The following is a 26,286-nucleotide window of genomic DNA, read 5'->3' as shown; positions in this document are numbered from 1 at the left end:
AAAACAGTTTCCGGCAAGTCGGTCATTCTTGGCGAGCTTCGGCGCATGTCGTCATACCAAAGCCGGTTTCCGGCTCTCTGGTCGACATGGGTGGCTGATCGAACTGGGAGGAAAGACTATGCCGCTTGCGATGAACCGCGAGGTCTTCATTACCTGTGCCGTGACCGGCTCCGGTGGCACGCAGGACCGCAGCCCGCACGTGCCGCGCTCGCCCAAGCAGATCGCCGATTCGGCGATCGATGCGGCAAAGGCCGGTGCGGCGATCGTCCATTGCCATGTGCGCGACCCCGAGACCGGCAAGCCGAGGCGCGACGTGCATCTCTACCGCGAGGTGACCGAGCGCATCCGCGAAGCCAATGTCGACGTAGTGCTGAACCTCACCGCGGGCATGGGCGGCGACATGGTGTTCGGCTCGCCGGAAGCGCCGCTGCCGCTCAACGAGAAAGGCACCGACATGGGCGGCGCCACCAACCGCATGGAACATGTGCGCCAGTGCCTGCCGGAGATCTGCACGCTGGATTGCGGCACGATGAACTTCGCCGAGGCCGATTATGTGATGACCAACACGCCCGGCATGCTGCGCGCCATGGGCGGCATGATGACGGCGCTGGGCGTCAAGCCCGAGATCGAGGCCTTCGACACCGGACACCTGTGGTTCGCCAAGCAGCTGGTCGAGGAGAAGGTCCTCAACCCTGATGCGCTGGTGCAGCTCTGCATGGGCGTGCCGTGGGGAGCGCCTGACGACCTCAACACCTTCATGGCGATGGTCAACAACGTGCCGTCGACCTGGAACTGGTCGGCCTTCTCGATCGGCCGCAACCAGATGGCCTATGCGGCGGCTGCGGTGCTTGCCGGCGGCAATGTCCGCGTCGGCCTGGAAGACAATCTGTGGCTCGACAAGGGCGTGCTGGCGACAAACGCGCAGCTGGTCGAGCGCGCGGCCAGCATCGTCACCAATCTCGGCGCGCGTATCCTGGGGCCTGAGGAAGTGCGCAAGAAGCTCAACCTGACCAAGCGGGCACCGATCGCGGCCGCGGCGTAAGGCGGGCGCCGGCCATGGCTGATACCGTCAAATTCACCGCTATGAAGGACGGCGACAAGGAAGACTACGAATTCCTGACCGCCCATGAGATCGACTATGCCGCCAAGACCGGCGACCGGCTGCTCGACGCGCTCGTGCAGCTGGACGAAGGGCTTTCCGGCTACAAGATCACCCGGCTCGGCCACTCGCTGCAGGCGGCGACGCGCGCCTGGAAGGATGGCGCCGATACCGACTGGATCGTCTCGGCGCTGCTGCACGACATCGGCGACATCTACGCGCCCTACAACCACGACGAATATGCGGCTGCGATCCTGAAACCCTTCGTGCGCGAGCAATGCACATGGGTGGTGGAAAAGCACGGCGATTTCCAGCGCCTCTATTACGCGCATCATCTGGGCGGCAACCGGCATGCGCGCGACCGCTTCGCCGGTCACGCCTATTTCGACGACTGCGACCAGTTCTGCGAGCGCTGGGACCAGTCGAGCTTCGACCCCGACTACGAGACGCTGCCGGTCAATTTCTTCCGGCCCTTCGTGCTCGAGGTCTTCGCCCGCAAGGCCTACGACCCGGCCGTGATCCGCGCCGGCGAGCGTGTGGCCCTCACCAACCCCGATACAGCCAAGACGAGAACCGGAGCCTGACCATGAGCATCATCAACAAGGCGGCCGCCATCGGCGGCGGCGTCATCGGCGCCGGCTGGGTGGCGCGGCTGCTCTTGAACGGCATCGACGTGTCGATCTTCGATCCGGATCCGGAAGCGTCGCGCAAGGTGGGCGAAGTGATGAAGGGCGCGCGCCGCGCCTATAAGCAGATGCTGCCCGGCGGCCTGCCCAAGGAAGGCAAGCTGACCTTCGCCAAGACCATCGCCGAAGCGGTGGCCGATGCCGACTTCATCCAGGAGAGCGTGCCGGAGCGGCTGGACCTCAAGCACAAGGTGCTGGCCGAGATCGACCAGCATGCGCCGGCCAATGCCATCGTCGGGTCCTCGACCTCGGGCATCAAGCCGACCGACATGCAGGTGGCGATGAAGAAGCACCCCGAGCGGTTGGTGGTCGGCCATCCGTTCAACCCCGTCTACCTCTTGCCGCTGGTCGAGATCGTCGGCGGCGAGCAGACCTTCCCGGAGGCGATCGAAGTCGCCAAGGAGCTCTATGCCTCGATCGGCATGAAGCCGGTGGTGGTACGCAAGGAGATCGAGGCCTTCGTCGGCGACCGTCTGCTCGAGGCTGCCTGGCGCGAGGCACTGTGGCTGGTCAAGGACGGCATCTGCACCGTCGAGGAACTCGACGACATCATGCGCTATTCCTTCGGCCTGCGCTGGGCGCAGATGGGCATGTTCCAGGTCTACCGCGTCGCCGGCGGCGAGGCCGGCATGCGCCACTTCATGGCGCAGTTCGGGCCGTGCCTGAAATGGCCGTGGACCAAGCTGATGGACGTGCCGGAGTTCAACGACGAGCTGGTCGACCTGATCGCCACGCAGTCGGACGAACAGGCGCACGGGCTGTCGATCCGCGAGCTGGAGCGCATCCGCGACGACAATCTGGTCGCGATCATGGAAGCGCTGTCGAAGCAGAACAAGGGCAAGGGCTGGGGCGCCGGCGCGCTGCACAAGGACTATACCAGGCAGCTCGCCAAGCTGGCGGCGAGGAAGACCCCAGCCAAGGCTGCCGCGAAGGCCAAGGCAACCAATCCGGCGAAGAAGGCAGCCAAGCCGGCAAAGGCTGAAAAGCCCGCGAAGAAAGCCGGGAAGCCTGCAAAGGCCGACAAGGCGAAGAAGAGCAAGAAGAAGGGCTGATCCATGAATTTCGGTCTTTCGGAAGAACAGAAGCTCATCGTCGAGACGACGCGTGCCTTCGTCGAGAACGAGCTTTACCCGCATGAGCGCGAGGTGGAGCGCACCGGCGAGCTGCGCCGCGAGCTGATCGAGGAGCTGAAGGCCAAAGCGATCGCAGCCGGACTCTACGCGGCCAACATGCCGGCCGATGTCGGCGGCGCGGGTCTCGATACGGTGAGCTGGCTGCTCTATGAGAAGGAGCTTGGCCGCGCCAATTACGCGCTGCACTGGACCTGCGTGGCGCGTCCGTCCAACATCCTGCTCGCCGGCACGCCGGAGCAGCGCGAGAAATATCTCTTCCCCTGCATCCGCGGCGAGAAGTGGGACTGCCTGGCGATGACGGAACCCGGAGCCGGTTCCGACCTGCGCGGCATGAAGGCAACCGCGGTGCAGGACGGCTCGGACTGGGTGCTCAACGGCACCAAGCACTTCATCAGCCACGCCGACATCGCCGATTTCGCCATCGTCTTCATGGCTTCGGGCGAAGAGGATTCGCCGCGCGGCAAGCGCAAGAAGATCACCGCCTTCTTCGTCGACAAGGGCACCAAGGGTTTCACGGTGCGCGACGGCTATCGCAATGTCTCGCATCGCGGCTACACCAATTCGATTCTCGAATTCGACGATTGCCGGCTGCCGGCGAGCCAGGTGCTCGGCGAGGTGCACAAGGGCTTCGACGTCGCCAATTCCTGGCTTGGCGCCACCCGGCTGCAGGTCGGCGCGACCTGCCTCGGCCGCGCCGAGCGCGCGCTGTCGCACGCCATCGAATATGCCGCGCAGCGTCAGCAATTCGGCCAGCAGATCGGCAAGTTCCAGGGCGTTTCGTTCAAGCTCGCCGACATGGCGACGGAACTGAAGGCCGCCGACCTGATGGTCTTCGAAGCCGGCTGGAAGTACGATCAGGGCACCGTCACCGACCAGGACATGGCGATGGCCAAGCTGAAGGCCACCGAGATGCTGGCCTTCGTCGCCGACGAAGCCATCCAGATCCATGGCGGCATGGGGCTGATGGACGACCTGCCTCTGGAACGCATCTGGCGCGACGCCCGCGTCGAGCGCATCTGGGAAGGCACGTCGGAGATTCAGCGACATATTGTTTCGCGGGCGCTGCTGCGTCCGTTCGGAGCTTAGAGCATGATGCGCCAAAGCCGGGATCGGCTTTGGCGAAGATTGCGCTCAAATGAAAAGATGACCATGCATAAACTCGAACGTCTCCTGCGCCCGAAATCGATCGCCGTGTTCGGCGGAGCGCAGGCCGCCGCCGTCGTGGCGCAATCGATCAAGATGGGCTTTGCCGGCGAAATCTGGCCGGTGCATCCGACCAAGGACGAGGTCGCCGGCCGCAAAGCTTACCGTTCCGTCGCCGACCTGCCCGGCGCGCCGGACGCTGCATTCGTCGGCGTCAACCGGCATCTCACCATCGAGGTGGTCAAGGCGCTGGCCGAGCGCGGCGCCGGCGGCGCCGTCTGCTTCGCGGCCGGCTTCCTCGAGACCGAAGCCTATGATGAGGACGGCGAGCGGCTGCAGGCGGAGCTCGTCGCCGCCGCCGGCCAGATGCCGATCATCGGCCCGAACTGCTACGGCCTGATCAACTATGCCGACGGCGCGTTGCTTTGGCCCGACCAGCATGGCGGCATCCGCCTGGCCGAAGGCGGCAAGGGTGTGGCCATCATCACCCAGTCGTCCAATATCGCCATCAACATGACGATGCAGAAGCGCGGCCTGCCGATCGCCTTCCTGATGACGGCCGGCAACCAGGCGCAGACCGGGCTCTCCGAAATGGCGTTCGGCCTGATCGAGGACGAGCGCGTCACCTCGCTCGGCCTGCATATCGAGGCTTTCGATTCGGTAGCCGGCTTCGAGAAACTGGCGGCGCGGGCGCGCGAATTGAAGAAGCCTATCATCGCCATGAAGGTCGGCCGCTCGGAACAGGCGCGACAGGCGACGGTGTCGCACACTGCCTCGCTCGCCGGATCGGACGCCGCCTCCGGCGCCTTCCTGAAACGGCTCGGCATTGCGCGCGTCGATTCCATCCCGGCCTTCATCGAGGCGCTGAAGCTTCTGCACATCACCGGGCCATTGCCCGGCTACAAGCTGTCGTCGATGAGCTGCTCCGGCGGCGAGGCGTCCGTCATGGCCGACAGCGCCGAGGGTCGCTGGGTGCATTTCCCGGCCCTGACGGCCGAACACCGCGCGCATGTGAAATCGACGCTCGGGCCGCTGGTCGCGGTCGCCAACCCGCTCGACTACCACACCTTCATCTGGAACAACGAGCCGGCGATGACGGCCACCTTCACGGCCATGGTGTCGGGCGGCTTCGACCTGAACATGCTGGTGCTCGACTTCCCGCGCCCGGATCGCTGCTCGGATGTCGACTGGTGGGCGACGCTGCGCGCCTTCGAGGCGGCGCTGAAGACCAACAAGGCGCAAGGCGCGATCGTCTCTTCGCTGCCGGAAAACCTGCCCGAGGAGTACACCGCCGGCCTGATGGCGCGCGGCATGGTGCCGTTGTTCGGCATTTCGGAGGCCATGGACGCCGCCCAGGCCGCCGCCTTCATCGGCTGGGCCTGGCGCGAGCCGCAGGCGCAGCCGGTCGACACCACGGCGGCAGGCGCGTCCGAAGCCAAGCGCGTCACGCCGGACGAGGCCGAGGCCAAGGAAAGGCTGATCAAGGCCGGCCTGCCGGTGCCGAAGGGCGAACGCGCCTCCAACGCGGTGGAGGCGGTGATCTCGTCAATGACGCTCGGCTTCCCGGTAGCGTTGAAAGCGCTCGGCGTGACGCACAAGTCGGAAGTCGGCGCCGTCAGGCTGAACCTCAAGGACGCCGAATCCGTCAGCTCGGCCGCGCATGATTTGCTGCCGCTCGGCACCGGGCTCTATGCCGAGCGGATGGTGCACGACGGCGTCGCCGAGCTGATCGTCGGCTTCACCCGCGATCCGATGTTCGGCGTGGTGATGACGCTCGGCACCGGCGGCGTGCTGGTCGAGCTGTTGCGCGACAGCGTGACGCTCATGCTGCCGGCGACGCGCGACGACATCGAGGCGGCATTACGTGGGCTCAAGCTCTATCCGCTGCTCGAAGGCTATCGCGGCCGGCCGAAGGCCGACGTCAACGCCGCCATCGACGCCATCGCCGGCATCGCCGACTTCGTGCAGAAGAACGAAGGCGAGATCGAGGAACTCGACATCAACCCGCTGATCGTCTGCGCCGAAGGCAAGGGCGCATGGATCGCTGACGCCCTGCTCGTGCTTGGAGAGAAGAAGAATGGCTGACGTCATCACCACCCGCCGCGAAGGCGCGATCCTCGAGGTCACGCTCGACCGGCCGAAGGCAAACGCCATCGACCTCAAGACGTCGCGGCTGATGGGCGAGACCTTCAAGGCGTTCCGCGACGACCCCGAGCTGCGCGTCGCCATCGTCAAGACGGCCGGGGACAAGTTCTTCAGCGCAGGCTGGGACCTGAAGGCGGCGGCGGCCGGCGATGCGGTCGACGGCGATTACGGCGTCGGCGGCTTTGCCGGGCTGCAGGAGCTGCGCGACCTCAACAAGCCGGTGATCGCCTGCGTCAACGGCATGGCGGTGGGCGGCGGCTTCGAGCTGGCGCTGTCCTGCGACCTCATCTACGCCTCGGATCATTCCTCCTTCGCGCTGCCGGAGATCCGCGCCGGCACGCTGGCCGACGCCGCGACGATCAAGCTGCCGAAGCGCATCCCCTACCATATCGCCATGGACCTTCTGTTCACCGGCCGCTGGATGGATGTCGCCGAGGCGCATCGCTGGGGCCTGGTCAACGAGGTGCTGCCCAAGGACAAGCTCGAGGAGCGCGTCTGGGAGATCGCAAGGCTTCTGGCCAGCGGCCCGCCGCTGGTCTTCGCCGCGATCAAGGAGACGGCGCGGGCTGCCGAGGCGCTGACCTTCCAGGACGCCATGAACAAGGTGACGCGCCGGCAGCTCAGGACAGTCGATATCCTGTACGGGTCGGAAGACAATATGGAAGGGTTCCGGGCGTTCGCGGAGAAGCGCGACCCGGTTTGGAAGGGCAGGTGACGCTGCCTTACCCTCCCCTTGATGGGGAGGGTCGGACCGAAGGTCCGGGGTGGGGTGAAGCGCCGCCACCCCCACCCGCCGCTTTGGGACGACCTCCCCCATCGAGGGGGAGGTAAGGAGTGCCGATGACCGACTACAAGACCCTGATCGACGCCGAGACCTGGGCCTTCATCGAGAAGACCAACTCCTACTACCCGCCCGATACGATCGACTACACGATCGAAGAGCAGCGCGCGATCTACGACCGGATGTGCCGGGAGTTCTTTGCCGGCTATCCGCAAGGGGTGACGGCGGAGACGACCGCCGTTGCCGCCCCCACCAACAGCATCCCGATCCGCATCTACCGCAACGCCGTTCCGAACAAATCCGCCATGGTGCTCTATATCCATGGCGGCGGCTTCATCCTCGGCGGCCTGGACAGCCATGACGATGTGTGCGCCGAGCTTTGCGCCCGCACCGGCTATGAGGTGGTCTCGGTCGATTACCGGCTGGCGCCGGAGCATCTGCACCCGGCGGCATTCGACGACGCCATGGACGCCTTCGAATGGGCCGCCAAGACTTATGATTGTCCTGTGGTTCTCTGCGGCGACAGCGCAGGCGGCAATCTTTGCGCGGCGGTCGCGCATGCGACGCGCGGCCATGGAAAGAAGCCAGCCGGCCAGGTGCTGATCTATCCCGGCCTTGGCGGCGACCATTCGCGCGGCTCCTACGTCACCCATGCCGAGGCGCCGATGCTGACCGTGCGCGACCTCGATTTCTACAAGCATATCCGCACCGGCGGCATCGATATGACCGGTGACATCACGCTCTACCCGCTCGCCGACGCCGATTTCGCCAACCTGCCGCCGACCGTGCTGATCACCGCCGAATGCGACCCGCTGTCCTCCGACGGCGAGGCTTATCGCGACCGCATTGTCGCGGCCGGCGGACGCGCCACCTGGTTCGAGGAGCCGGGACTGGTGCATGGTTATCTCAGGGCCCGGCACATGGTCGGCCGGGCTCGGACGAGCTTCAGCCGCATCGTCGAGGCGGTTTCGGCGCTTGGGCGCGGCGACTGGCTCTGGTGATCGCCTCGTACAGCCGACTTTTCTGCCGCCTCGCATCCGCCGCATTGAACCTTTCCGCTCTGAACCGCGACTGACGGTCTGGCGCCGCAATGATGCGGCTCGGAGGAAGGCGTCAATGATCAGAACTCCAGAGACTTCGAGAGTTCAAGAAACAACGTACGCCCGGCACAACCATCGCCCGCGGGATGGCGTCGATGCGCTGGGCTTCCTGCTGGTTCCGTTGACCCCTCCCCGGCGCAAGCGTATCGTCGCCTGGACAAAGGCGGACAATTCAGCTGGGGAAGAACGTGCCGCAACGCCGCGCCTTGCCCCGGTTGGCGCGGCAGAGGCGAACGTTCCTTCCAGCGGCTTCGGGGGGAGTTCAATGTCTGGCGTTCGCGGCTCTTTCCTGCGTTCCGGTGGCGGCCGTTTGCGCCGGGCAATCGCGACAAGCAGCGGAATTCTTGCCCTGGCGTTGTCCGCCGGCCTCCTTCTCGGCGGCGCGGCGAAGGCGCAGGAAACCCAGATCATCTATCCCGGTTCCGTGGCGGTCACCGACTTTCCTGGCACCACCATTCCCGATTTCGATCAGGGCCTGCCGCCCGGCGTCGACCCGGTCGACGAGACCTTCATCGACACCTCCCGCGCATCCTTGCGCGTTTTCAACGTTTCCAATCTCGGCGGCCCGGCTTCAGGCCAGCTTGTCTTCACGCCGCCGCCCTTCGAGGTGACCGCCGGTCAGATCGGCGAGGTGTTCGGCCTCGCCTATGACGACGGCATCCGCGACGGCGTGCCGTCGGGCATCCCGAACCTCTACGCGGCCGCGACCTCGCTGCATGGCGTCGCGATCGTCACGCCGGACGCCGACAATGACGGCAGGCCGGAGCGGCAGCGCCGCGGCGCCGTCGGCGCTACCTTCATGGACGGCCAGTTCGGCACGGAGAACGGCGGCGGTCCGGGGACGATCTGGAAGATCGACGGCATCACCGGCGCGGTCTCCAAATTCGCCGACATCGACACCAACAGCGGGCCGGGCATCGGCAACCTCGCCTTCGATCCGACCCACCGCGAGTTCTTCGCTTCGGATCTCGACACGGGGCTCATTCATCGCATCGATATCGAGGGCAATCTGATCGACAGCTTCGACCATGGCGTCGCCGGGCGCCCGGCGCATGGGCTCGCACCGGTCGCCGACGACGGCGCCACGATGGACATCCAGGCTGCCGCTTTCGATAGCGAAGACCCCGCGACCTGGGGCTACACGCAGGATGCGCGCCGGGTCTGGGCCGTCGCCTATCATGGCGGCCGGCTCTACTATTCCGTCGGCGAGAAGGCCGAAATCTGGTCGGTCGGTATCGCGAGCGACGGAGGCTTTGCCGGCGATCCGCGCTGGGAACTGACGGTCAAGGCGGACCAGGACTATGCCGTCACCGATATCGCCTTCGACAACAAGGGCTTCATGTACCTCGCCCAGCGCGGTCCGGTCGAGAACCGCTACGACTACAGCCGCTTCGCCTCCTCCGGCAAAGGCGAGCTGATCCGCTACTGGCGCGAGGACCCGGACGATCCGGCGACGGAATCCGCCTGGGTCGAGGTTCCAGAGGAATATGCGGTCGGCTTCCCGCAGGGCAATCGCCAGTCGGCCGGCGGCGTCGATCTACAGTACCGTTACGACGCCGAAGGCAATCTCGACACGTCCGTCTGCACCGACACCGTCGTCAACACCGGCGACAAGTTGCGCGACAATCCGGAGCTTGCCGAGCGGCTGGCCGCCGGCGGGCCGCTTGCGGTGCATGGCGTGCAGCTGACGCCGAGCGCGCTGGTCAAGCCGGCCAATGTGCCGCCTTTCGGCTCCTGGTTCGTCGATTTCGACGGCTATTTCGAAGACCCAGACGTGCAGGGCCATGTCGGCGACGTCAGGGTCTGGCGCCCCTGCGAGGGCCGCGCCGGCTATTATGAGGAAATCCCCGGCGGCTATCTGCCTCCGTTCTATCCGCCCGACTTCCCGCCGCCCGGCAATCTGCCGCCCTGCGTGGATGTCGAGGACGTGCATTACTACTGCACGCCGCGCGGGCTGCGGGCCGAACTCACTCTCCATGACCATGCGGGCTTAGGCGGCGATTCGATCAAGGCGCAGTCCAGGACGCCCGGCGTCGGGGTGACGACCCCAATGTCGCATGCCCCGGGCAAGCCCTACACGGTCGACATCACGGGCCATAATCCGGGCGACACCGTCAATGTCGGGCTCTGCTTCTATCGCAAGTCCGACCAGGACAAGGGTGGCTATTATCCTTGCTGCAAGATGACGCTGCCGCTCAGGACGCCAGCTGTCGACTGCGAAGCGCCGAGGAGGGAAAGATGAGCGATCTCGTCCATTCCCGCCTGGCTTCGCGCAAAGTCGTCATGGAGACGATCATGAAACCACTGTCATATGCCAGGCGCGGCGCGCGCTGGCTGATGGCGGCCGGTGTCGCGGTCGCCATGATGCCGGCCCTGCCGGCGCTCGCCCAGGACCGGGCTCCGGCCGCAACCGATCAGGCCGCCAACCCGCCGTCACGAGGCATCAACGCGGAACTCGCGCGGATCGTGCCGTTCTTCACCAAGAAAGGCGGCCAGAGAAGCTGCGATACGGTCGAGTATGTCCTGAGCTTCGGCATCCATGGCGACCCGCAGGACTTCGACCGGCCAAGCGTGGCTGCCTTGCTCAAGGCGACAAGGCTCGATTTCAGGGACCAGCTGCCGCACGGCCTGCAGATCGTCAGCGTCGATGTCGCCGGCGACGGCACCAGCGCCTCCGGCGGTCCGCTGCCCGCTGCTTCGGTCAGCACGTCGGCCGGCCCGAACGACACGGCGAGCGTCTCCAACTTCCGCATCAGCGCTGCCAACCTCGATGGCGCGGGTGCCGCGAACGAGCGCATCATTACCTTCCGCATCACCGCCAAGATAGACCATGCGACCTTTCCCGTGCCGACGACGGTCGAAAACCAGGGTGAGATCCAGGTGGCCTTCAGGGGCGGTCCGGCAACGACCATTCCCTCGCAGGATCCGGACAAGCCCGACGACGGCGATTTCCTCACAGGCGTGAAGACCTCGATCAAGATCGACCCGACCAAATGCAACCCGCCGCCTCCGCCTCCCGGGAAGGAATGCTTCAAGGTCGAGCGCGGCACGGTCGACTGTGTGCCAGGCGGCGGCGCCTTCATCTACCACATGCCGGTCGGACCCGAGATGGGCGGCAAATGGGTGCAGGTGTCGACGACGACCCCCGGCGTCACCATCGTTCCCGATACGCAGAAGGTGCCGGTCGGCGGCGGCGTGCTGAACTGGAAGATCATCGGCGCTTCGCCAGGCGACACCGTCCATCTCATCGTCACCGGCATCGAGACCTATGCCGGACCGAAGGAGGGCTGGGGGCTCTGCTGCACGCAGGTCATCGACATCGTCATCCCGCGTGATTTGAGATGCCCGCCGAAGGACAAAGAGCCGGACCTCAAGGTCGAGAAACGTGCCGACGTGCCGCGTTGCACGATGGCGGGCGGCTGCGACTTCACCATCACCGTCACCAATGTCGGCGACGCACCCTATAACGGCAAGATCGTGCTCGAGGAGGTGACCTTGCCAGCCGGCTCCGTACTGACCTCCGGGCCTAATGCGCCGTGGGTCTGCGTGCCCGGCACGACGCCGATGACCTGCACCTATCCGGCGACGACGCTCAATCCCGGCGCCTCGGTCAACCTCAAGCTCGGCTTCAAGCCTGCTGGCGGCTGGCAGGGCAGCGTGCTGCGCAACTGCGCCGCCTATGACTACCAGGCCAGCGGCAAGCCGCTGTTCGGCAGCCAACAGAACGACCGCGGCTGCGCCTCGATCCCGATCTGCCGGCGTGGCGATCGCGATCCACAATGCAATCCGCCGGTCGAGAAGAAGGTCGACCTGATCCTGAAGAAGCGCGCCCGCGCCCCGGTCTGCACGCCGGACGGCGTTTGCTCTTTCGTGATCGACATCATCAACAACGGTACCAGCACCTATAACGGGCCGCTGACGGTGATGGACACCTATCCGGGCGGCGCGCCGGCCTCGTCGACCTTCGGGCCAAGCCCGCCGTGGGCTTGCGGACCGAATGGTCCTGGACAGTTCCGTTGCGACAATGCCGGCATCTCGCTGCCTCCGGGCGCCTCGACGCCGATCGTCGTCAAGGCGGTGATGCCGGCAAACTATCGGCCGGACACGGTGGAAAACTGCGCCGAGGTGAAAGGCGTTCCCGGCGAGGCCGACCTCGCCAACAACAAGGCTTGTGCGAGCGAGCGTATCCGCCACCCGAATGGCGGCCAGCCCGGCCTGCGCATCACCAAGACCTGCGACAGCTCGCCGGCCGGTGCCGTGGCTGTTTCCTGCCGCATCACCGTCACCAATGCCGGCACCGCGGCCCCCACAGGTCCGGTGCGGGTGAGCGATGCCGCCACGCTGGTGTCGGGCGGAGCGCCGGTCCAAATCCAGACCGTCACCCCTGACGGCGCGGACTGGGCTTGCGGACCGGTGCCCGCCGACGCGCTGTCGTGCCAGATTCCCGGCGGCGCGATGGCACCCGGAACGAGCCGGCACTTCGACGTGACAGTGAGCGGCAATGGCGTGTTCGAGAACTGCGCGCGCGGCAGCTTCGGGCCGGCGCCGGGAGACGATATCGTCTACCCGATCGGCCAGGCCTGCGCGAAGGGCGGCGGCGCTTCCACCATCCGCGTCGAGAAGACCGGCGATGCCGAGTGCCGGCTGGGAGAACCCTGTTCGTTCGAGATCACCATCACGAATGATGGGCCTACCCCCTTCTCGGGTCCGGTCCGCATCGGCGATGCGATCGGCGTGGAAGGTCTCGGCCGGCTGGAAGGCGTCCGGATCACCTCGATCGACCCGCCTTTCGGCTGCTCGCCGGAGCCGACGACGCTGCCAGCGTCCTGCATCGCCAACCTGGCGCTGGGCGCCGGCGAAAGCCACAGCCACCACGTCACCGTGACCCTGCCCGAGGACGGGCGCATTGCCGATCTGCAGGGAACGGTCAACGGCCAGAACTGCGTCGGCGTGCTGCCTCCGAACACGCCGGTGCAAGGCGGCGGCGATGTGCTGTCGCGCGACCTGAACAACGTCCAGGGCGATCGCGGCAAGGCCTATGCGTGCCATCCCTTCACCATCAGGCATGAGGTGAAGAACCAGTGCCTGTATGGAATGGTGCTGAACTCGGCCGGCCGCTGTGTCTGTCCGGAAGGCACCACCTTCCGTGACGGCCAATGCTCGTCCGGCGGCACCAAGCTCCTGCCGCTGCCGGTGCCGCAGCGCTGCGTTCTGCTCCAGGGCCAGATCCGCACCGAGGACGGACGTTGCGTCTGCCCGCGCGGCACGGAGCTGGAAAACGGCAAGTGCGTTCAGCGCGGAGAGCCGCAGGAGCCGCAATGCACGCTGCGTCCCGGGCAGTACCGCGACCAGGACGGCAATTGCGTCTGCCGCCGCGGCGAACTGGTGAACGGCGTGTGCCAGGTCGTCCCGCCGAAATGCACGATCCGCGGCGCGGTGCCGACTTCGAACGGCTGCGCCTGCCCGAACGGCACGCATCTCGACCGCGCGGCCAAGGCGTGTGTACCTGACCGGCAGCCGCCCGCCCAGTGCCGTATCCGCGGCCAGTCCCGCAACGCCGACGGCGATTGCGTCTGCCCGAGCCGCACGGAAGTGCGCGACGGCGCCTGCCGGCCGATCGTGTCGAAGCAGTGCCCGATCCGCGGCCAGGTGCGCGACGCCGACGGCAATTGCGCCTGCCCGGACGGGCTGGAGGTGCGGGGCAAGGCCTGCCAGCGGCCGAAGCCGAGCCAGGAGCAGTGCACCATCCGCGGCCAGGTCCACAACAAGCGGGGCGATTGCGTCTGCCCGCGCGGAACCGAAATCCGCAACGGCGCCTGCCGCAAGCCGCAGGTGGAATGCGCACCGGGCGCGGAGTTCATCGACGGACAGTGCCAGCCGGTCTTCACCCGGCGGCGCTGCCCGGCCGGAACGGCCGGACAGTATCCGGATTGCTACCCGATCCGCAGGCGGCCGGGCGTCGAGATCAACCCCGGCATCCTGCTCAACCCGAATGTGCTGCGTCAATTCCCGCAGCGCCAACCGCGGCGCATGTTGCAGGACCCGACAGGCGCGGACATCCAGTAGCGTCAAGCCGCAAATTGCCGGCTTAAGAAGAACCCGCCGGAGCGCTCCGGCGGGTTTCTTTTCCACATCACAGCTGGCGAGCGATGCGCCCGTCCGAAAACATGCTTCCCCTTGGCCGGTTCATGGTCTAGGCAATCGCCCTGACAGGCGCGCGTCCGCGCGCACAGGACCGCCGGGAGAATTTGCGCCATGAGCAAGAAGACCCTGATCGCGCCATCGGTGCTGGCGTCGGATTTCTCCAAGCTGGGCGATGAGGTCGAGGCCGTGGCGGCGGCCGGCGCCGATTGGATCCATCTCGACGTGATGGACGGCCATTTCGTGCCCAACATCACCTTCGGCCCGCCGGTGATCAAGGCGATCCGCAACCGCACCAAGGCCTTCTTCGACTGTCATCTGATGATCGCGCCGGCCGATCCCTACCTGGCGGCCTTCGCCGAAGCCGGCTGCGACGGCATGACGGTGCACGCCGAGGCCGGGCCACATCTCGACCGTTCGTTGCAGACCATCAAGAGCCTCGGCAAGAAGGCCGGCGTCTCGCTCAATCCGGCGACGCCGGAAACGGCGATCGAATATGTGCTCGACCGGCTCGACCTGATCCTGATCATGACGGTCAATCCGGGTTTCGGCGGGCAGGCCTTCATCCCGGCGATCGTCGACAAGGTGAAGCGGGTAAAGGCGCTGATCGGCAGCCGGCCGATCCATATCGAGATCGATGGCGGCGTTTCGGCCGAAACGGCGCCGCTGGTGACCGCGGCCGGCGCCAATGTGCTGGTGGCGGGCGCCGCCGTCTTCAAGGGCGGCAGCGTCGAAGCCTATAGGGCAAATATCGAAGCAATTCGCGCTGCTGCTGACGAGACCGCAAGTTGAACGCGCGGCCGCTCGATCTCTCGCGGAAGTTGCATGCCCCCGATAGAGATTGAACGACTGTTCAATATGTGAAGCAGTGTAGAAATATCAGCTTTTTTGTCGAGATTCTACTTTGTTCGATAAATAAACGGCCCATCTTGTCTTAAAGTCGAATATCGCAATCTTCCGCTTGAGGCGTCACTGCCCGGCTGTATGATACATGTACGGGAATTGCTTCGCCGAGGGGCCCTGGCACAACAGGGGCAAGCGACAGGAGTTCGATTGACAAACGGAAACACCGAGCCGGGCGAAAGCAAGGGCGGCAAAAGCACGCTTGCCAGTTCGGTCTACCAGCAACTGCGAGACGACCTGCTGCGCGGCGCTCTGGAGGCCGAAACGAAGCTGCGTGTCGAGTGGGTCGTTTCACGCTATGGCGCCGGCGCCTCGCCCGTGCGCGAGGCCCTCAACCGGCTGGCCGCCGAGGGCCTGCTCGGCCGTCATGACCAGCGCGGCTTCTTCCTGATGCCGGTCAGTGCCGCGGAACTGGAGGAATTGACGCGCACGCGCTGCTGGCTGGAGGAACGGGCTCTGCGCGAATCCATCGCTCACCGCACTGCCGAATGGGAAGAGCAGCTGGTGCTGGCGCTGCACCGCCTTGCGCGCGCCGAGCGCCGCCTGCCGGATGACCCAGCCACCAACAATCCGGAGTGGGAAAAGCTGCACCGCGCCTTTCATCGCGCGCTGATCGCGGCATGCCGGTCGCACTGGCTGATCGGCTTCTGCGACCAGCTTTCCGATCAGGCCTCGCGCTACCGCCTGATCTCGCAAAGCGTGCCGGGGACGGGCCGCGACGATCTCGGCGAGCATCGCGTGATCGCCGAGCGCACGCTGGACGGCGACGCCGACGGCGCGGTCGAGGCGCTCCTCAACCACTACCGCCTCACCGCGGCGATGTGCATGGAACGCCTCGCCCAGGGCTATGATCCGAGGGCCGGCAAGTCCAAACGCGGCCGCAAATAGCGCACGCAAAACCGCTGCGCAGTTTCGCCGAAATCTGATATTCGCTCGGCCGAGCGCGCGCTTGTGCCGTCGGCGCGCCCCGAGGACGTTCCATGACCAATCATCTGTTCAGCGCCTTCCGTTCCCGCATGCCGGCGCCCGGCCGGCTTCTGATGGAGACGGATGACGGCCGTTCGCTCACCTATGGCGACATGCTGGCGAAGTCCGCGCAACTGGCGCATGCGCTGGCGCAGGCGGGCGTCGAGCCCGGCGACCGCGTCGCGGTCCAGGTCGAGAAAAGCCCCGAGGCGGTGCTGCTTTATCTCGCCTCGTTGCGCGCCGGCGCGGTCTTCCTGCCGCTCAATACCGCCTACACGCTTCCCGAGCTCGACTATTTCTTCCGCGACGCCGAACCGAGGCTGATCGTGTGCGACCCGGACCGTCTTTCCGGCGTCGAACCGCTTGCCGCGGCGATCGGCGCGACGGTGCTGACGCTTGGCCGCGACGGGCAGGGAACGCTGGCCAGCCAGGCTTCACGGCAGGCAACCGAATTCAGCGATGTCGCGCGCGGGCCGAACGATCTTGCCGCCATCCTCTACACCTCCGGCACGACCGGCCGTTCCAAGGGCGCGATGCTCAGCCACGAGAACCTCGCCTCCAACGCGCGCGTGCTGGTGGAGCAGTGGCGATTCGGCGCCGACGACGTGCTGATCCACGCGCTGCCGATCTTCCACACGCACGGCCTGTTCGTCGCCACCAACGTCATCCTGATGGCCGGCGCGATAATGTTCTTCGAGCAGAAATTCGACCCGGCGCGCGTCCTGTCGCTGATGCCGCGCGCGACGGCGCTGATGGGCGTGCCGACCTTCTATGTGCGGCTGCTGCAGCAGGAGGGGCTGAACCAGGATGCGGCCAAAGGCATGCGCGTGTTCATCTCCGGCTCCGCGCCGCTGCTCGCCGAGACGCACAAGGCCTGGCGCGAAAAGACCGGCCACGCCATCCTCGAGCGCTACGGCATGACCGAGACCAACATGAACACCTCCAACCCCTATGATGGCGAGCGGCGCGCCGGCACGGTCGGCTTTCCCCTGCCCGGCGTCTCGCTGCGCATCACCGATCCCGAGAACGGCGGCGCGTTGGCGCAAGGCGAGATCGGCATGATCGAGGTCAAAGGCCCGAACGTCTTTGCCGGCTACTGGCGCATGCCCGAGAAGACGAAGGCCGAATTCCGTGACGACGGCTTCTTCATCACCGGCGATCTCGGCCTGATCGACGCCGACGGCTATATGCACATCGTCGGCCGTGGCAAGGACCTGATCATCTCGGGCGGCTACAATGTCTATCCGAAGGAGATCGAGAGCGAGATCGACGCGCTCGACGGCGTCAGCGAAAGCGCGGTGATCGGCGTCGCGCATCCCGATTTCGGCGAAGGCGTCACCGCTGTCGTGGTGCGCAAGCCGGGCTCCGCGATCAGCGCAGCCGACATTGCCGGCGCCATCGCCGGCCGGCTGGCGAAATACAAGCATCCGAAGCAGGTGATCTTCGTCGACGAGCTGCCGCGCAACACGATGGGCAAGGTGCAGAAGAACGTGCTGCGCGAGGCGTATAAGGATATCTACGCCAAAGCCGGCTAACCGGTTGGTCGAACCTCGACCGGCTTGCCGGGAGATCGTGGACGTTGGAGATTAGCCAAGACGCCTATGACGTCGTCATTCTAGGGCGAAGCAAGGAGCGGAGCGACGCGCGCAGACCCTAGAATCCATGCCGTGACGCTAAGGCGTTGCAGCGTTTACAGAATTCTGCACCGTTGAGCTCCGCGGCAATGGTCACGGCATGGATCCTCGGGTCAAGCCCGAGGATGACGAAGCGACGGCTCTCGCTCAGGGTCCAAACACCCGCTCGCCGCCGATCCAGACGTTCCTGACATCCAGCCCCTCAGACAGCCCAACAATATCGGCGGCTGTTCCGTTGGCGAAGCGGCCGAGGCGGTGCGCCTGGCCGATCGCCTCGGCCGGATAGAGCGAGGCCATACGCAGGGCCTCGTCGAGCTCCAGGCCCACGACGCGGTGGACGTAGCGAACGGCCGAAATCATATCGAGGTCGGCGCCGGCCAACGTGCCGTCGGCGAGCCTGAGGCTCCCGTCCTTGCGATAGATGGTGCGGCCGTTGAGCATGAAGGACGTCATGTCCGTGCCGATCGTCGCCATGGCGTCGGTGACGAGCACGATCTTGCCCGGCCCCTGCTTGCCGCGCAGCGCGAGGATCATCGTCGCCGGATGGACATGGATGCCGTCGGCGATGATGCCGGCATATAGACCGCCGCTGTCGATCGCCGCGCCTGCCAGGCCCGGCTCGCGGTTGCCGATCTGGCTCATGGCGTTGAAGAGATGCGTGACCACCGTGGCGCCGGCTTCGGCGAAGGCGCCCGCCGTCGCATAATCGGTATCGCTATGGCCGAGGCTGACGACGACGCCGGCCTTGGCCAGCGCGGCGACGCGATCCGGCTGCACCGATTCCGGCGCGATCGTGGTGAGCAGCACCGGCAGGTCCCGACGCGCGGCGATCAGCGCCGCCTGGTCAGCATCGGTCATCGGCCGGATCAGCGCCGGGTCATGCGCGCCCTTGCGGCCCATGGAAAGATGCGGACCTTCCAGATGCAGGCCGAGGAAGCCCGGCACCTTTTCCCGGGCAGCCTCGGCGCCGGCGGCAACGGCCGCGGCGGTGATCGCCGGCGTGTCGGTGATCAGCGTCACCAGCAGCGCCGTGGTGCCGAAGGGCGCATGCGCCCGGCAGATGGTTTCGATCGAGGCGACATCGGGATGATCGTTGAGCATGACGCCGCCGCCGCCATTGACCTGGATGTCGACGAAACCCGGCACCAGCAGGCCCCCGCCGGTCTCGACCACGGAAACGCCGGAGGGGATTGCACCGGCGGGCAGGATTGCCTCGACCGCGTCGCCATTGACGACAAGGGCGGCGTTGTCATGCCAGTCGGCGCCGTCGAAGATGCGGGCGCCGGTGAGTGCGAAACGGTTGCTCATACAGTTTCCGTCACCTTGCGCAGGTTGCGCGGCGTATCCGGATCAAGGCCGCGATGGCGGGCGAAGGCCTCGACAAAGCCGTAGAAGGATACGATCAGCGGCAGCGGATCGGTCAGCGGATGGCCGGTGGCGACATGCGGCAGAAGCCTCGCGGCCTTCGCCTTGTCGGAGGTGATGAAGGCGGCGGCGCCCTTGGCCCTCAGGCCGTCGGCCGCCTCGGCGACCGAGGGTTCGGACGCATCACGCGCGGCGAGCGCCAGGACCGGGAAACCCGGTCCGACCAGCGCCAGCGGCCCATGCATGACTTCCGCCGCGCTATAGGCCTCGGCATGCATGGCGCAGGTTTCCTTGAATTTCAGCGCCGCCTCGCTGGCGATGGCAAAGGACGGTCCGCGGCCGAGGATGAACAGCGATTGCGGGTTCTCCAGAGCGCCGGCGAGCGCCATCCAGTCGCAGGCGATCGCTTTCTCGAAATGGCGGGGCAGGCCCGCGAGCGCCTTGAGCAGCGTCTGGTCGTCGGTGGCATGCGCCATCAGCGCGAGACCGGCCACGGCCGAGTTGACGAAGGTCTTGGTGGCCGCGACGGAGCGTTCCGGCCCTGCCAGGATATCGATGGCGTAATCGGAAGCCCGCGCGAGCGGCGAGTCGGCCGTGTTAGTGATAGCGACGGTGAGCGCCCCGCCGGCCCTTGCCGTTTCGGCCATCGCGACGATGTCCGGGCTCTTGCCCGACTGCGAGACCGCCAGGCAGGCGGAGCCGCGCAACCTGAGCTTCGCGCCGTAGATGGAAGCGATCGATGGCCCGACGGAAGCGACTGCAAGGCCTGCGGTCAGCTCGACGGCATATTTCATGAAGGTCGCGGCATGGTCGGACGAGCCGCGCGCCACGGTGACGACGAATTGCGGGTCGCGCTCGCGCAGGCCGCGCCCTGCCTCGGCCAAAGCTGAAGCCGAGCCGTCGAGAAGGCGAGCGGCGGCTTCCGGGATCTCGTCGATCTCGCGCCGCATATGGGTGGTGGTGTTGGCGCTCATGGCCGGATCTCCTCTCCCGGCCCGGTCAGCCGGAGTTCCGCGACGAAATCATAGGCGTCGCCCCTGTAGACCGAGCGGGTGAACTCGATCACCTTGCCGCTCGCCAGATAGGAAATGCGCTCGATCTGCAGTCCGGCAACCCCCGGCGGCACTTCCAGGAGGCGCGCATCGGCATCGCCGAGATTGGTGGCCGAGATGCGCTGCACGGCGCGCACCGGGCGATTGCCGGTCGTGCCGAGCGCGGCGTAGAGGGAGGAGCCGATCGCTTCGGGATCGGGCAGGACGCTGGCCGAGAGCGCCGCGCGCTCGATCGCCAGCGGCGTGTCGTTGGCGATGCGCAGGCGCGCGACACGCGCCACCAGCTCGGTCGAGGACAGGCCAAGCACCATCATCTCGTCCGGCGACGGCGCATAGAGGCCGCGGTCGAGCCAGACCGAGCGCACGTTCATGCCGCGGCGCGCCATGTCCTCGGTGAAGGAGGTGAGCCGCGACAGAGACTGCTCGACGCGCTCCATGCGCGGCGCGACGAAAGTGCCCGAGCCATGGCGCTGGACGAGGATGCCGCCCTTCACCAGGTCCTGCACAGCCTTGCGCACGGTGACACGCGAGATATCGGCCTTGCTGGCGATGTCGCGCTCGGACGGCAATGCGTCGCCCGGGCCGATCAGGCCGCGATTGACCGCTTCCTCGATGCTGCGCCTGAGCTGCAGGTAAAGCGGAGCGCCGCTCTGCGAGGATTCCTTCAGCATGGCGAAGATCTGGTCGGCGGCGCTCATCGCGGCGCCTCCTGGCCTCTGGCGAAGAGGCGCAGGGCCATCTGCACGGCGCCGCCCAGCGCGTCGTCGAGGGGAGCTTTGAGCAGCGCCTGATAGCGCGCCGACAGGCGGGGCGCGTAAAGCGGCGCAAGGCCGCCGAGCAGGCAAAGCGGCGCGTCCTCGGCAAGATCGAGCGCGCCGAGCGAAGCCTCGACATCGGCCACCGCCTTGGCGAGGATGAAGTTGGCGACGAGGTCGCCCTTTTCGGCATGCTCGAAGACTTTTGGCGCGAAACCGCCGAAATCGCCGGGCTTGGCGTTGGTGGTGAACTCGACCACGTCTTCGGGATTGTTGCGGAAGACGGCGAGCATGGCGTCGGTCAAAGGCGAGCCCGGACGGATGCCGTCATAGGCGAGCAGGGTCTGTTCCAGCAGGTCGCGGCCGATGCGGGCGCCGCTGCCCTGGTCGCCGACCTGGAAACCCCAGCCGCCAATGGCGCGCGATTTTCCACCCTTGCGCGCCATATAGGCGGTGCCGGTGCCGAGAATGGCCATGGCGCCGTCACCGGAACCGACCGCGCCCTCGAGCGCGATCTCGGCGTCGGTCTCGACGCGACTCCGGCTGAAGGGCAGGATTGCCTCGAGCTGCTGCCGATAGGTGCCGACATTGGCGCCGGCGAGGCCGAGAATGGCGGGCGTCTGCGGGATCAGCTCCGGATCATGGCCGGCGGCAAGGAAAGCCTGCCTGGCCGCCTCGACGATGTTGGCGCGAGCGCCGGTGAGGTCGGTGCGGATGTTGGCGGCGCCGCTCTTGGCGCGGCCGACGACGGCGCCGTCGACGGTCGCAAGGGCCGCCCTGCAGCTGGTGCCGCCGCCATCGATGCCAAGCACGAATTTCACGCGATTTCTCCTCGGAGCCGGATAATACCAATAAAATACCAATAGCCAAGAGTTAATTTCGGTTCAAAAAAGATTAAGCCGTATTTTATTGAAAAACCACGTTAATTTGCCGGCAAGCGAGTTCCTCGGTCCGAAATTCGTTAATGCATGTGGACAAGTGGTATTTTTTTGGTATTGTTCCCTCAGTTGGAGGAAAATGCATGGCCGAGACGCGCACGGAAGCGCTCCACCAGAATGCCGAGGGGCTGGATATCCAGACGCCGGAAGCCATTCTGGCGTCCCTGGCCAATGCCCAGATCGAGGCCGCCAAGGCCGTGCACGGCGCCATTCCAGCGATCGCCGTTGCGGCCGAAGTCATCGCGAAGCAATTGAAGAACGGCGGCAGGCTCGCCTATGCGGCGGCCGGCAGCTCCGGCCTGATGGCGGTGGCCGACGCGCTGGAACTGCCGGGCACCTTCGGCATCGGGCGCGACCGCATCGCTATCCTGATCGCCGGCGGCGACAATGCCTTCCGCACCCTGGCCGGCGGACCGGAGGACGACACCGGGGAAGCGTCGGCGGCTGTCGCCGCCGCCGCCATAGGCAAGGGCGACTGCCTGATCGCCATCTCCGCCAGCGGCTCGACCCCCTATGCGGTCCAGGCGCTGCAGGATGCGAAGAGCCGCGGCGCGGCAACCATCGCCATCGCCAACAACCGGGGCGCCGCGCTGTTCAAACAGGCCGACGTCGCCATCCTGCTCGAGACCCCGCCGGAGTTGATCGCCGGCTCGACGCGCATGGGCGCCGGCACCGCGCAGAAAATCGCGCTCAACATGCTGTCGACGCTGACTGCCATTCATCTCGGCCATGTCCATGACGGCTACATGGTCAATCTCACCGCCGACAACATCAAGCTGCGCGACCGCGCCGTGCGCATGGTCGCGGCCATCAGCGGCAAGAGCCGCGACGACGCCGCCCGCCTGCTCGAGGAAAGCGGCGGCGTGGTCAAGACAGCCATTCTGCTCGCCGCGGGTGCCGCCAGCACCGGCGCGGCCGAGAAGATACTGGAAGGAACCGGCCAGAAGCTTCGGCCGGCGCTTTCCGCGCTGGGGCATGATCCCGAAAAGCGGAATCCGCTTTTCGGAAAAGATCATGCCCTGACAAAGAAGTAGGGCCTGTTTCAACCCGATTTCCATTGGGTTGAAACAGGCTTGCGAGGGGAGCAAGGGGCGCTGAGCCCCTGTTCTCATCAGAACCGAACCTGAAAAAGGTCAACAGGGAGACTGAAGATGAAGACCAAACTACTGACGGCCCTACTGCTCGGCACAAGCATTCTCGGCACGACCGGGATGGCGCTGGCCGAGGACGTGACGCTCAACATCGAAAGCTGGCGCGGCGACGACCTGACCATCTGGAAGGACAAGCTGATCCCGGCCTTCGAAGCCAAGAACCCCGGCATCAAGGTGGTGTTCGCGCCTTCGGCCCCGACGGAGTATGACGCAGCACTCGGCGCCAAGCTCGCCGCCGGATCGGCCGGCGACCTGATCACCTGCCGCCCCTTCGACAAGTCGCTCGAACTGTTCAAGAAGGGCAACCTTGCCGATATCAGCTCGCTGCCCGGCATGGAGAACTTCTCGCCCGTCGCCAAGGCCGCATGGCAGACCGACGACGGCAAGTCGAGCTTCTGCGTGCCGATGGCCTCGGTCATCCACGGCTTCATCTACAACAAGGACGCCTTCGAAAAGCTCGGCCTCAAGGTGCCGACGACCCGCGACGAGTTCTTCGCCGTGCTCGACAAGATCAAGGCCGACGGCACCTACATCCCGATGGCCATGGGCACCAAGGATCTCTGGGAAGCGGCGACCATGGGCTACCAGAATATCGGTCCGAACTACTGGAAGGGCGAGGAAGGCCGCCAGGCGCTGATCAAGGGCGAGCAGAAGCTGACCGACAAGGACTGGGTCGCGCCCTTTGAGGAACTGGCCAAATGGAAGCCTTATCTCGGCGACGGCTTCGAGGCGCAGACCTATCCGGACAGCCAGAACCTGTTCACGCTCGGCCGCGCCGCCATCTATCCGGCCGGCTCGTGGGAGATCGGACTGTTCAACACCCAGGCGCAGTTCAAGATGGGCGCCTTCCCGCCGCCGGTCGAGAAGGCCGGCGACACCTGCTACATCTCCGACCACACCGACATCGGCATGGGCCTGAACGCGGCGTCGAAGCATCAGGAAGAGGCCAAGAAGTTCCTCTCATGGGTCGCCTCGCCGGACTTCGCCACCATCTATGCCAACGCGCTGCCTGGCTTCTTCAGCCTGAACTCGACGCCGGTGAAGATGGAAGACCCGCTGGCCCAGGAATTCGTCTCCTGGCGCGGCAAGTGCAAGTCGACCATCCGCTCGACCTACCAGATCCTGTCGCGCGGCACGCCGAATCTCGAGAACGAGACCTGGGTTGAATCGGCCAATGTGATCAACGGCACCGACACGCCGGAAGCCGCGGCCAAGAAGCTGCAGGCCGGCCTCGACGGCTGGTACAAGCCGGCGAAGTAAGAGCACCCTTGCGATGCCGGCCGGGCGCGCGCCCGGCCGGCAATCAACAATTCCAGATAGCGATTGTCGGTGCAGCCTCCCGGTCTTACCCTCGATCTCGCGGGGAAGACCGAGCCGATCTGTCGCTGGCCTTGTCTTTCTCCGAAGGGGACAGCCAGGCCGTGCATCGAGGCATCAACTAGCATCACCTGAACTGGAACCCAGAGACGGCGGGGAACCGAACTCATGGACACCGAGACCATGGCTGCAGAAACGCGAGCGAAAAGACCGATCCGCTGGCATGTCGGCGTCTTCCTGGCGCCGGCGGTGCTGGTCTACACCGCCTTCATGATCCTGCCGCTGTTCGGCACCCTCCAGCTCTCCCTGTTCCGCAACATCGAACAGTCCCAGGTCTTCGTCGGCCTCGGCAATTTCCGCACGCTGTTCGGCGATCCAAACTGGTCGGTGAATTTCTGGAACGCGCTCAGGAACAATGTCTGGTTCTTCATCATCCACATGCTGGTGCAGAACCCGATCGGCATTCTGCTCGCGGCGCTTCTTTCCAGCCCCGGGCTGCGTTTCACCGCCTTCTACCGCACGGCGATCTTCGTGCCGACGATCCTGTCCTTCGTCATCGTCGGTTTCGCCTGGAAGCTGATCCTGTCGCCGATCTGGGGCGTGGCGCCGCATCTGATGGATTTCGTCGGCTTGAAGAGCTTCTTCACGCCATGGCTCGGCAAGGAGCAGTACGCGCTCACCGCGCTCAGCCTGGTGTCGGTCTGGCAGTTCGTCGGCATCCCGATGATGCTGATCTACGCGGCGCTGCTGTCGATCCCCGACGAGGTGATCGAAGCGGCCGAATGCGACGGCGTCACCGGCATGGCGCAGTTCTGGAAGATCAAGCTGCCGCTGATCCTGCCTTCGATCGGCATCATCTCGATCCTGACCTTCGTCGGCAATTTCAACGCCTTCGACCTGATCTATACCGCACAGGGGGCGCTCGCCGGGCCGAACTATTCAACCGACATTCTCGGCACCTTTCTCTACCGCGCCTTCTTCGGCTTCCAGCTGCAGGTCGGCGATCCCAATATGGGCGCCGCGATCGCCACGATCATGTTCCTGATCATCCTCGCCGGCGTCTGCGTCTACCTGTTCCTCGTGCAGACGCGCCTGCGTCGCTACCAGTTCTGAGGCGCGCCATGAGCACAGCCACCCGTTCGCTTCCCCGCACTATCGGCGCGCATGCGATCCTTATCACCTACACGGTGATCGCGCTGTTTCCGGTGATCCTGGTGGTGATGAACTCTTTCAAGTCGCGCGCGGGCATCTTCGGCGCGCCGCTGACGCCGCCGACGCCGAAGACCTTCGACGTGATCGGCTACACCACGGTGTTCGGCCAGGGCGATTTCTTCCACTATTTCCAGAACAGCCTCATCGTCACCGTGCTCTCGCTGTTCTTCGTGCTCTTGTTCGGCGCGATGGCTGCCTTCGCGCTGTCCGAATATCGCTTCCGCGGCAACACGCTGATGGGGCTCTACCTGGCGCTCGGCATCATGATCCCGATCCGCCTCGGCACGGTGGCCATCCTGCAGTTGATGGTGGCGACGGGGCTGGTCAACACGCTGGCGGCGCTGATCCTGGTCTACACCGCGCAAGGCCTGCCGCTGGCGATCTTCATCCTGTCGGAATTCATGAAGCAGGTGTCCGACGACCTGAAGAATGCCGGCCGCATAGACGGGCTTTCCGAATACACGATCTTCTTCCGGCTGGTGCTGCCGCTGGTTCGGCCGGCGATGGCGACGGTTGCCGTCTTCACCATGATCCCGATCTGGAACGATCTGTGGTTCCCGCTGATCCTGGCGCCCTCGGAACAGACCAAGACGGTGACGCTCGGCGCGCAGCTCTTCCTCGGCCAGTTCGTCACCAACTGGAACGCGATCCTGGCGGCGCTGTCGCTGGCGATCCTGCCGGTGCTGATCCTCTATGTCATCTTCTCGCGGCAGCTGATCCGCGGCATCACGTCGGGAGCCGTCAAGTGAGTTCAGAAAAACCCCT

At 65.8% G+C, this 26,286-nt stretch carries 20 protein-coding genes; 16 read left to right on the top strand and 4 right to left on the bottom strand.

From position 1 onward, the window contains the following. Positions 1 to 118 precede the first annotated feature (118 nt). The 12 genes from MJ8_RS01950 (at position 119) to MJ8_RS01895 (ending at position 17,632) form a co-directional block, all read left to right on the top strand. Positions 119 to 1,042: a 3-keto-5-aminohexanoate cleavage protein gene (locus MJ8_RS01950; RefSeq protein WP_040979910.1), complete on the top strand. Its 924-nt coding sequence runs from the start codon at positions 119 to 121 to the stop codon at positions 1,040 to 1,042. A 14-nt stretch (positions 1,043 to 1,056) separates the two neighbouring features. Next, positions 1,057 to 1,683 (top strand): HD domain-containing protein, encoded by a 627-nt coding sequence (locus MJ8_RS01945; RefSeq protein WP_201412836.1) that lies wholly within the window; start codon positions 1,057 to 1,059, stop codon positions 1,681 to 1,683. Positions 1,684 to 1,685: 2 nt separating this feature from the next. Further along, positions 1,686 to 2,837, top strand: a complete 1,152-nt coding sequence (locus tag MJ8_RS01940) for a carnitine 3-dehydrogenase (protein ID WP_225248105.1) — start codon at positions 1,686 to 1,688, stop codon at positions 2,835 to 2,837. A 3-nt stretch (positions 2,838 to 2,840) separates the two neighbouring features. Continuing rightward, a complete protein-coding gene (locus tag MJ8_RS01935; RefSeq protein WP_201412835.1) occupies positions 2,841 to 4,004 on the top strand; it encodes an acyl-CoA dehydrogenase family protein in 1,164 nt (387 codons plus the stop codon). A gap of 63 nt (positions 4,005 to 4,067) precedes the next feature. Further along, positions 4,068 to 6,146: an acetate--CoA ligase family protein gene (locus MJ8_RS01930; RefSeq protein ID WP_201415272.1), complete on the top strand. Its 2,079-nt coding sequence runs from the start codon at positions 4,068 to 4,070 to the stop codon at positions 6,144 to 6,146. After that, on the top strand, positions 6,139 to 6,921 hold the full coding sequence (locus MJ8_RS01925; protein WP_201412834.1) for a carnitinyl-CoA dehydratase: 783 nt from the start codon (positions 6,139 to 6,141) through the stop codon (positions 6,919 to 6,921). The genes MJ8_RS01930 and MJ8_RS01925 overlap by 8 nt, the downstream gene beginning before the upstream one ends. Before the next feature lie 125 nt (positions 6,922 to 7,046). Beyond that, the gene (locus tag MJ8_RS01920; protein WP_201412833.1) at positions 7,047 to 7,988 is read left to right on the top strand and encodes an alpha/beta hydrolase; all 942 of its coding nucleotides are present in this window, start codon (positions 7,047 to 7,049) and stop codon (positions 7,986 to 7,988) included. A gap of 364 nt (positions 7,989 to 8,352) precedes the next feature. After that, the gene (locus tag MJ8_RS01915) at positions 8,353 to 10,329 is read left to right on the top strand and encodes a hypothetical protein (RefSeq protein WP_201412832.1); all 1,977 of its coding nucleotides are present in this window, start codon (positions 8,353 to 8,355) and stop codon (positions 10,327 to 10,329) included. After that, positions 10,326 to 14,153, top strand: a complete 3,828-nt coding sequence (locus tag MJ8_RS01910; protein ID WP_201412831.1) for a hypothetical protein — start codon at positions 10,326 to 10,328, stop codon at positions 14,151 to 14,153. Before MJ8_RS01915 ends, MJ8_RS01910 begins: the two co-directional genes overlap by 4 nt. Before the next feature lie 189 nt (positions 14,154 to 14,342). After that, positions 14,343 to 15,020 carry a ribulose-phosphate 3-epimerase gene (gene rpe, locus MJ8_RS01905; protein WP_201412830.1) on the top strand — a complete coding sequence of 226 codons (678 nt, stop codon included), beginning with the start codon at positions 14,343 to 14,345 and terminating at the stop codon, positions 15,018 to 15,020. 261 nt (positions 15,021 to 15,281) lie between these two features. After that, positions 15,282 to 16,019, top strand: a complete 738-nt coding sequence (locus MJ8_RS01900) for a GntR family transcriptional regulator (protein WP_225248104.1) — start codon at positions 15,282 to 15,284, stop codon at positions 16,017 to 16,019. A 92-nt stretch (positions 16,020 to 16,111) separates the two neighbouring features. Further along, positions 16,112 to 17,632 (top strand): malonate--CoA ligase, encoded by a 1,521-nt coding sequence (locus MJ8_RS01895; protein ID WP_201412828.1) that lies wholly within the window; start codon positions 16,112 to 16,114, stop codon positions 17,630 to 17,632. Between the two features lie 246 nt (positions 17,633 to 17,878). On the opposite strand, the gene nagA is transcribed toward MJ8_RS01895, so the two are convergent. The 4 genes from nagA to MJ8_RS01875 are packed head-to-tail and all read right to left on the bottom strand — an operon-like array spanning position 17,879 to position 21,724. Beyond that, positions 17,879 to 19,039: an N-acetylglucosamine-6-phosphate deacetylase gene (gene nagA / locus MJ8_RS01890; RefSeq protein WP_201412827.1), complete on the bottom strand. Its 1,161-nt coding sequence runs from the start codon at positions 19,037 to 19,039 to the stop codon at positions 17,879 to 17,881. Beyond that, positions 19,036 to 20,070 carry an SIS domain-containing protein gene (locus MJ8_RS01885; RefSeq protein WP_201412826.1) on the bottom strand — a complete coding sequence of 345 codons (1,035 nt, stop codon included), beginning with the start codon at positions 20,068 to 20,070 and terminating at the stop codon, positions 19,036 to 19,038. Before MJ8_RS01885 ends, nagA begins: the two co-directional genes overlap by 4 nt. Beyond that, positions 20,067 to 20,846 carry a GntR family transcriptional regulator gene (locus tag MJ8_RS01880; protein ID WP_128259892.1) on the bottom strand — a complete coding sequence of 260 codons (780 nt, stop codon included), beginning with the start codon at positions 20,844 to 20,846 and terminating at the stop codon, positions 20,067 to 20,069. Before MJ8_RS01880 ends, MJ8_RS01885 begins: the two co-directional genes overlap by 4 nt. Then, on the bottom strand, positions 20,843 to 21,724 hold the full coding sequence (locus tag MJ8_RS01875) for an N-acetylglucosamine kinase (RefSeq protein WP_201412825.1): 882 nt from the start codon (positions 21,722 to 21,724) through the stop codon (positions 20,843 to 20,845). Before MJ8_RS01875 ends, MJ8_RS01880 begins: the two co-directional genes overlap by 4 nt. Before the next feature lie 200 nt (positions 21,725 to 21,924). Between MJ8_RS01875 and MJ8_RS01870 the strand changes: the two genes are divergently transcribed. From MJ8_RS01870 to MJ8_RS01855, 4 genes are all read left to right on the top strand, one after another. Beyond that, the gene (locus MJ8_RS01870) at positions 21,925 to 22,875 is read left to right on the top strand and encodes an N-acetylmuramic acid 6-phosphate etherase (RefSeq protein ID WP_201412824.1); all 951 of its coding nucleotides are present in this window, start codon (positions 21,925 to 21,927) and stop codon (positions 22,873 to 22,875) included. Between the two features lie 117 nt (positions 22,876 to 22,992). Then, the gene (locus tag MJ8_RS01865; RefSeq protein ID WP_201412823.1) at positions 22,993 to 24,252 is read left to right on the top strand and encodes an ABC transporter substrate-binding protein; all 1,260 of its coding nucleotides are present in this window, start codon (positions 22,993 to 22,995) and stop codon (positions 24,250 to 24,252) included. A gap of 240 nt (positions 24,253 to 24,492) precedes the next feature. Continuing rightward, the gene (locus MJ8_RS01860; RefSeq protein ID WP_201415271.1) at positions 24,493 to 25,422 is read left to right on the top strand and encodes a carbohydrate ABC transporter permease; all 930 of its coding nucleotides are present in this window, start codon (positions 24,493 to 24,495) and stop codon (positions 25,420 to 25,422) included. An 8-nt stretch (positions 25,423 to 25,430) separates the two neighbouring features. Continuing rightward, positions 25,431 to 26,270, top strand: a complete 840-nt coding sequence (locus MJ8_RS01855) for a carbohydrate ABC transporter permease (RefSeq protein ID WP_201412822.1) — start codon at positions 25,431 to 25,433, stop codon at positions 26,268 to 26,270. The last annotated feature ends 16 nt before the right edge of the window (positions 26,271 to 26,286 follow it).

It is taken from the genome of Mesorhizobium sp. J8, from assembly GCF_016591715.1.
In the GTDB taxonomy this organism is placed as follows: Bacteria; Pseudomonadota; Alphaproteobacteria; order Rhizobiales; family Rhizobiaceae; genus Mesorhizobium.
This window is presented reverse-complemented; position numbering and strand designations above follow the sequence as displayed.

What these genes read in the sequence shown, in the direction of transcription:
- MJ8_RS01950 (WP_040979910.1), top strand. Translation starts at nt 119, where the DNA reads ATGCCGCTTGCGATGAACCGCGAGGTCTTCATTACCTGTGCCGTGACC.
- MJ8_RS01945 (WP_201412836.1), top strand. Translation starts at nt 1,057, where the DNA reads ATGGCTGATACCGTCAAATTCACCGCTATGAAGGACGGCGACAAGGAA.
- MJ8_RS01940 (WP_225248105.1), top strand. Translation starts at nt 1,686, where the DNA reads ATGAGCATCATCAACAAGGCGGCCGCCATCGGCGGCGGCGTCATCGGC.
- MJ8_RS01935 (WP_201412835.1), top strand. Translation starts at nt 2,841, where the DNA reads ATGAATTTCGGTCTTTCGGAAGAACAGAAGCTCATCGTCGAGACGACG.
- MJ8_RS01930 (WP_201415272.1), top strand. Translation starts at nt 4,068, where the DNA reads ATGCATAAACTCGAACGTCTCCTGCGCCCGAAATCGATCGCCGTGTTC.
- MJ8_RS01925 (WP_201412834.1), top strand. Translation starts at nt 6,139, where the DNA reads ATGGCTGACGTCATCACCACCCGCCGCGAAGGCGCGATCCTCGAGGTC.
- MJ8_RS01920 (WP_201412833.1), top strand. Translation starts at nt 7,047, where the DNA reads ATGACCGACTACAAGACCCTGATCGACGCCGAGACCTGGGCCTTCATC.
- MJ8_RS01915 (WP_201412832.1), top strand. Translation starts at nt 8,353, where the DNA reads ATGTCTGGCGTTCGCGGCTCTTTCCTGCGTTCCGGTGGCGGCCGTTTG.
- MJ8_RS01910 (WP_201412831.1), top strand. Translation starts at nt 10,326, where the DNA reads ATGAGCGATCTCGTCCATTCCCGCCTGGCTTCGCGCAAAGTCGTCATG.
- rpe (WP_201412830.1), top strand. Translation starts at nt 14,343, where the DNA reads ATGAGCAAGAAGACCCTGATCGCGCCATCGGTGCTGGCGTCGGATTTC.
- MJ8_RS01895 (WP_201412828.1), top strand. Translation starts at nt 16,112, where the DNA reads ATGACCAATCATCTGTTCAGCGCCTTCCGTTCCCGCATGCCGGCGCCC.
- nagA (WP_201412827.1), bottom strand. Translation starts at nt 19,039, where the DNA reads ATGAGCAACCGTTTCGCACTCACCGGCGCCCGCATCTTCGACGGCGCC.
- MJ8_RS01885 (WP_201412826.1), bottom strand. Translation starts at nt 20,070, where the DNA reads ATGAGCGCCAACACCACCACCCATATGCGGCGCGAGATCGACGAGATC.
- MJ8_RS01880 (WP_128259892.1), bottom strand. Translation starts at nt 20,846, where the DNA reads ATGAGCGCCGCCGACCAGATCTTCGCCATGCTGAAGGAATCCTCGCAG.
- MJ8_RS01870 (WP_201412824.1), top strand. Translation starts at nt 21,925, where the DNA reads ATGGCCGAGACGCGCACGGAAGCGCTCCACCAGAATGCCGAGGGGCTG.
- MJ8_RS01865 (WP_201412823.1), top strand. Translation starts at nt 22,993, where the DNA reads ATGAAGACCAAACTACTGACGGCCCTACTGCTCGGCACAAGCATTCTC.
- MJ8_RS01860 (WP_201415271.1), top strand. Translation starts at nt 24,493, where the DNA reads ATGGCTGCAGAAACGCGAGCGAAAAGACCGATCCGCTGGCATGTCGGC.
- MJ8_RS01855 (WP_201412822.1), top strand. Translation starts at nt 25,431, where the DNA reads ATGAGCACAGCCACCCGTTCGCTTCCCCGCACTATCGGCGCGCATGCG.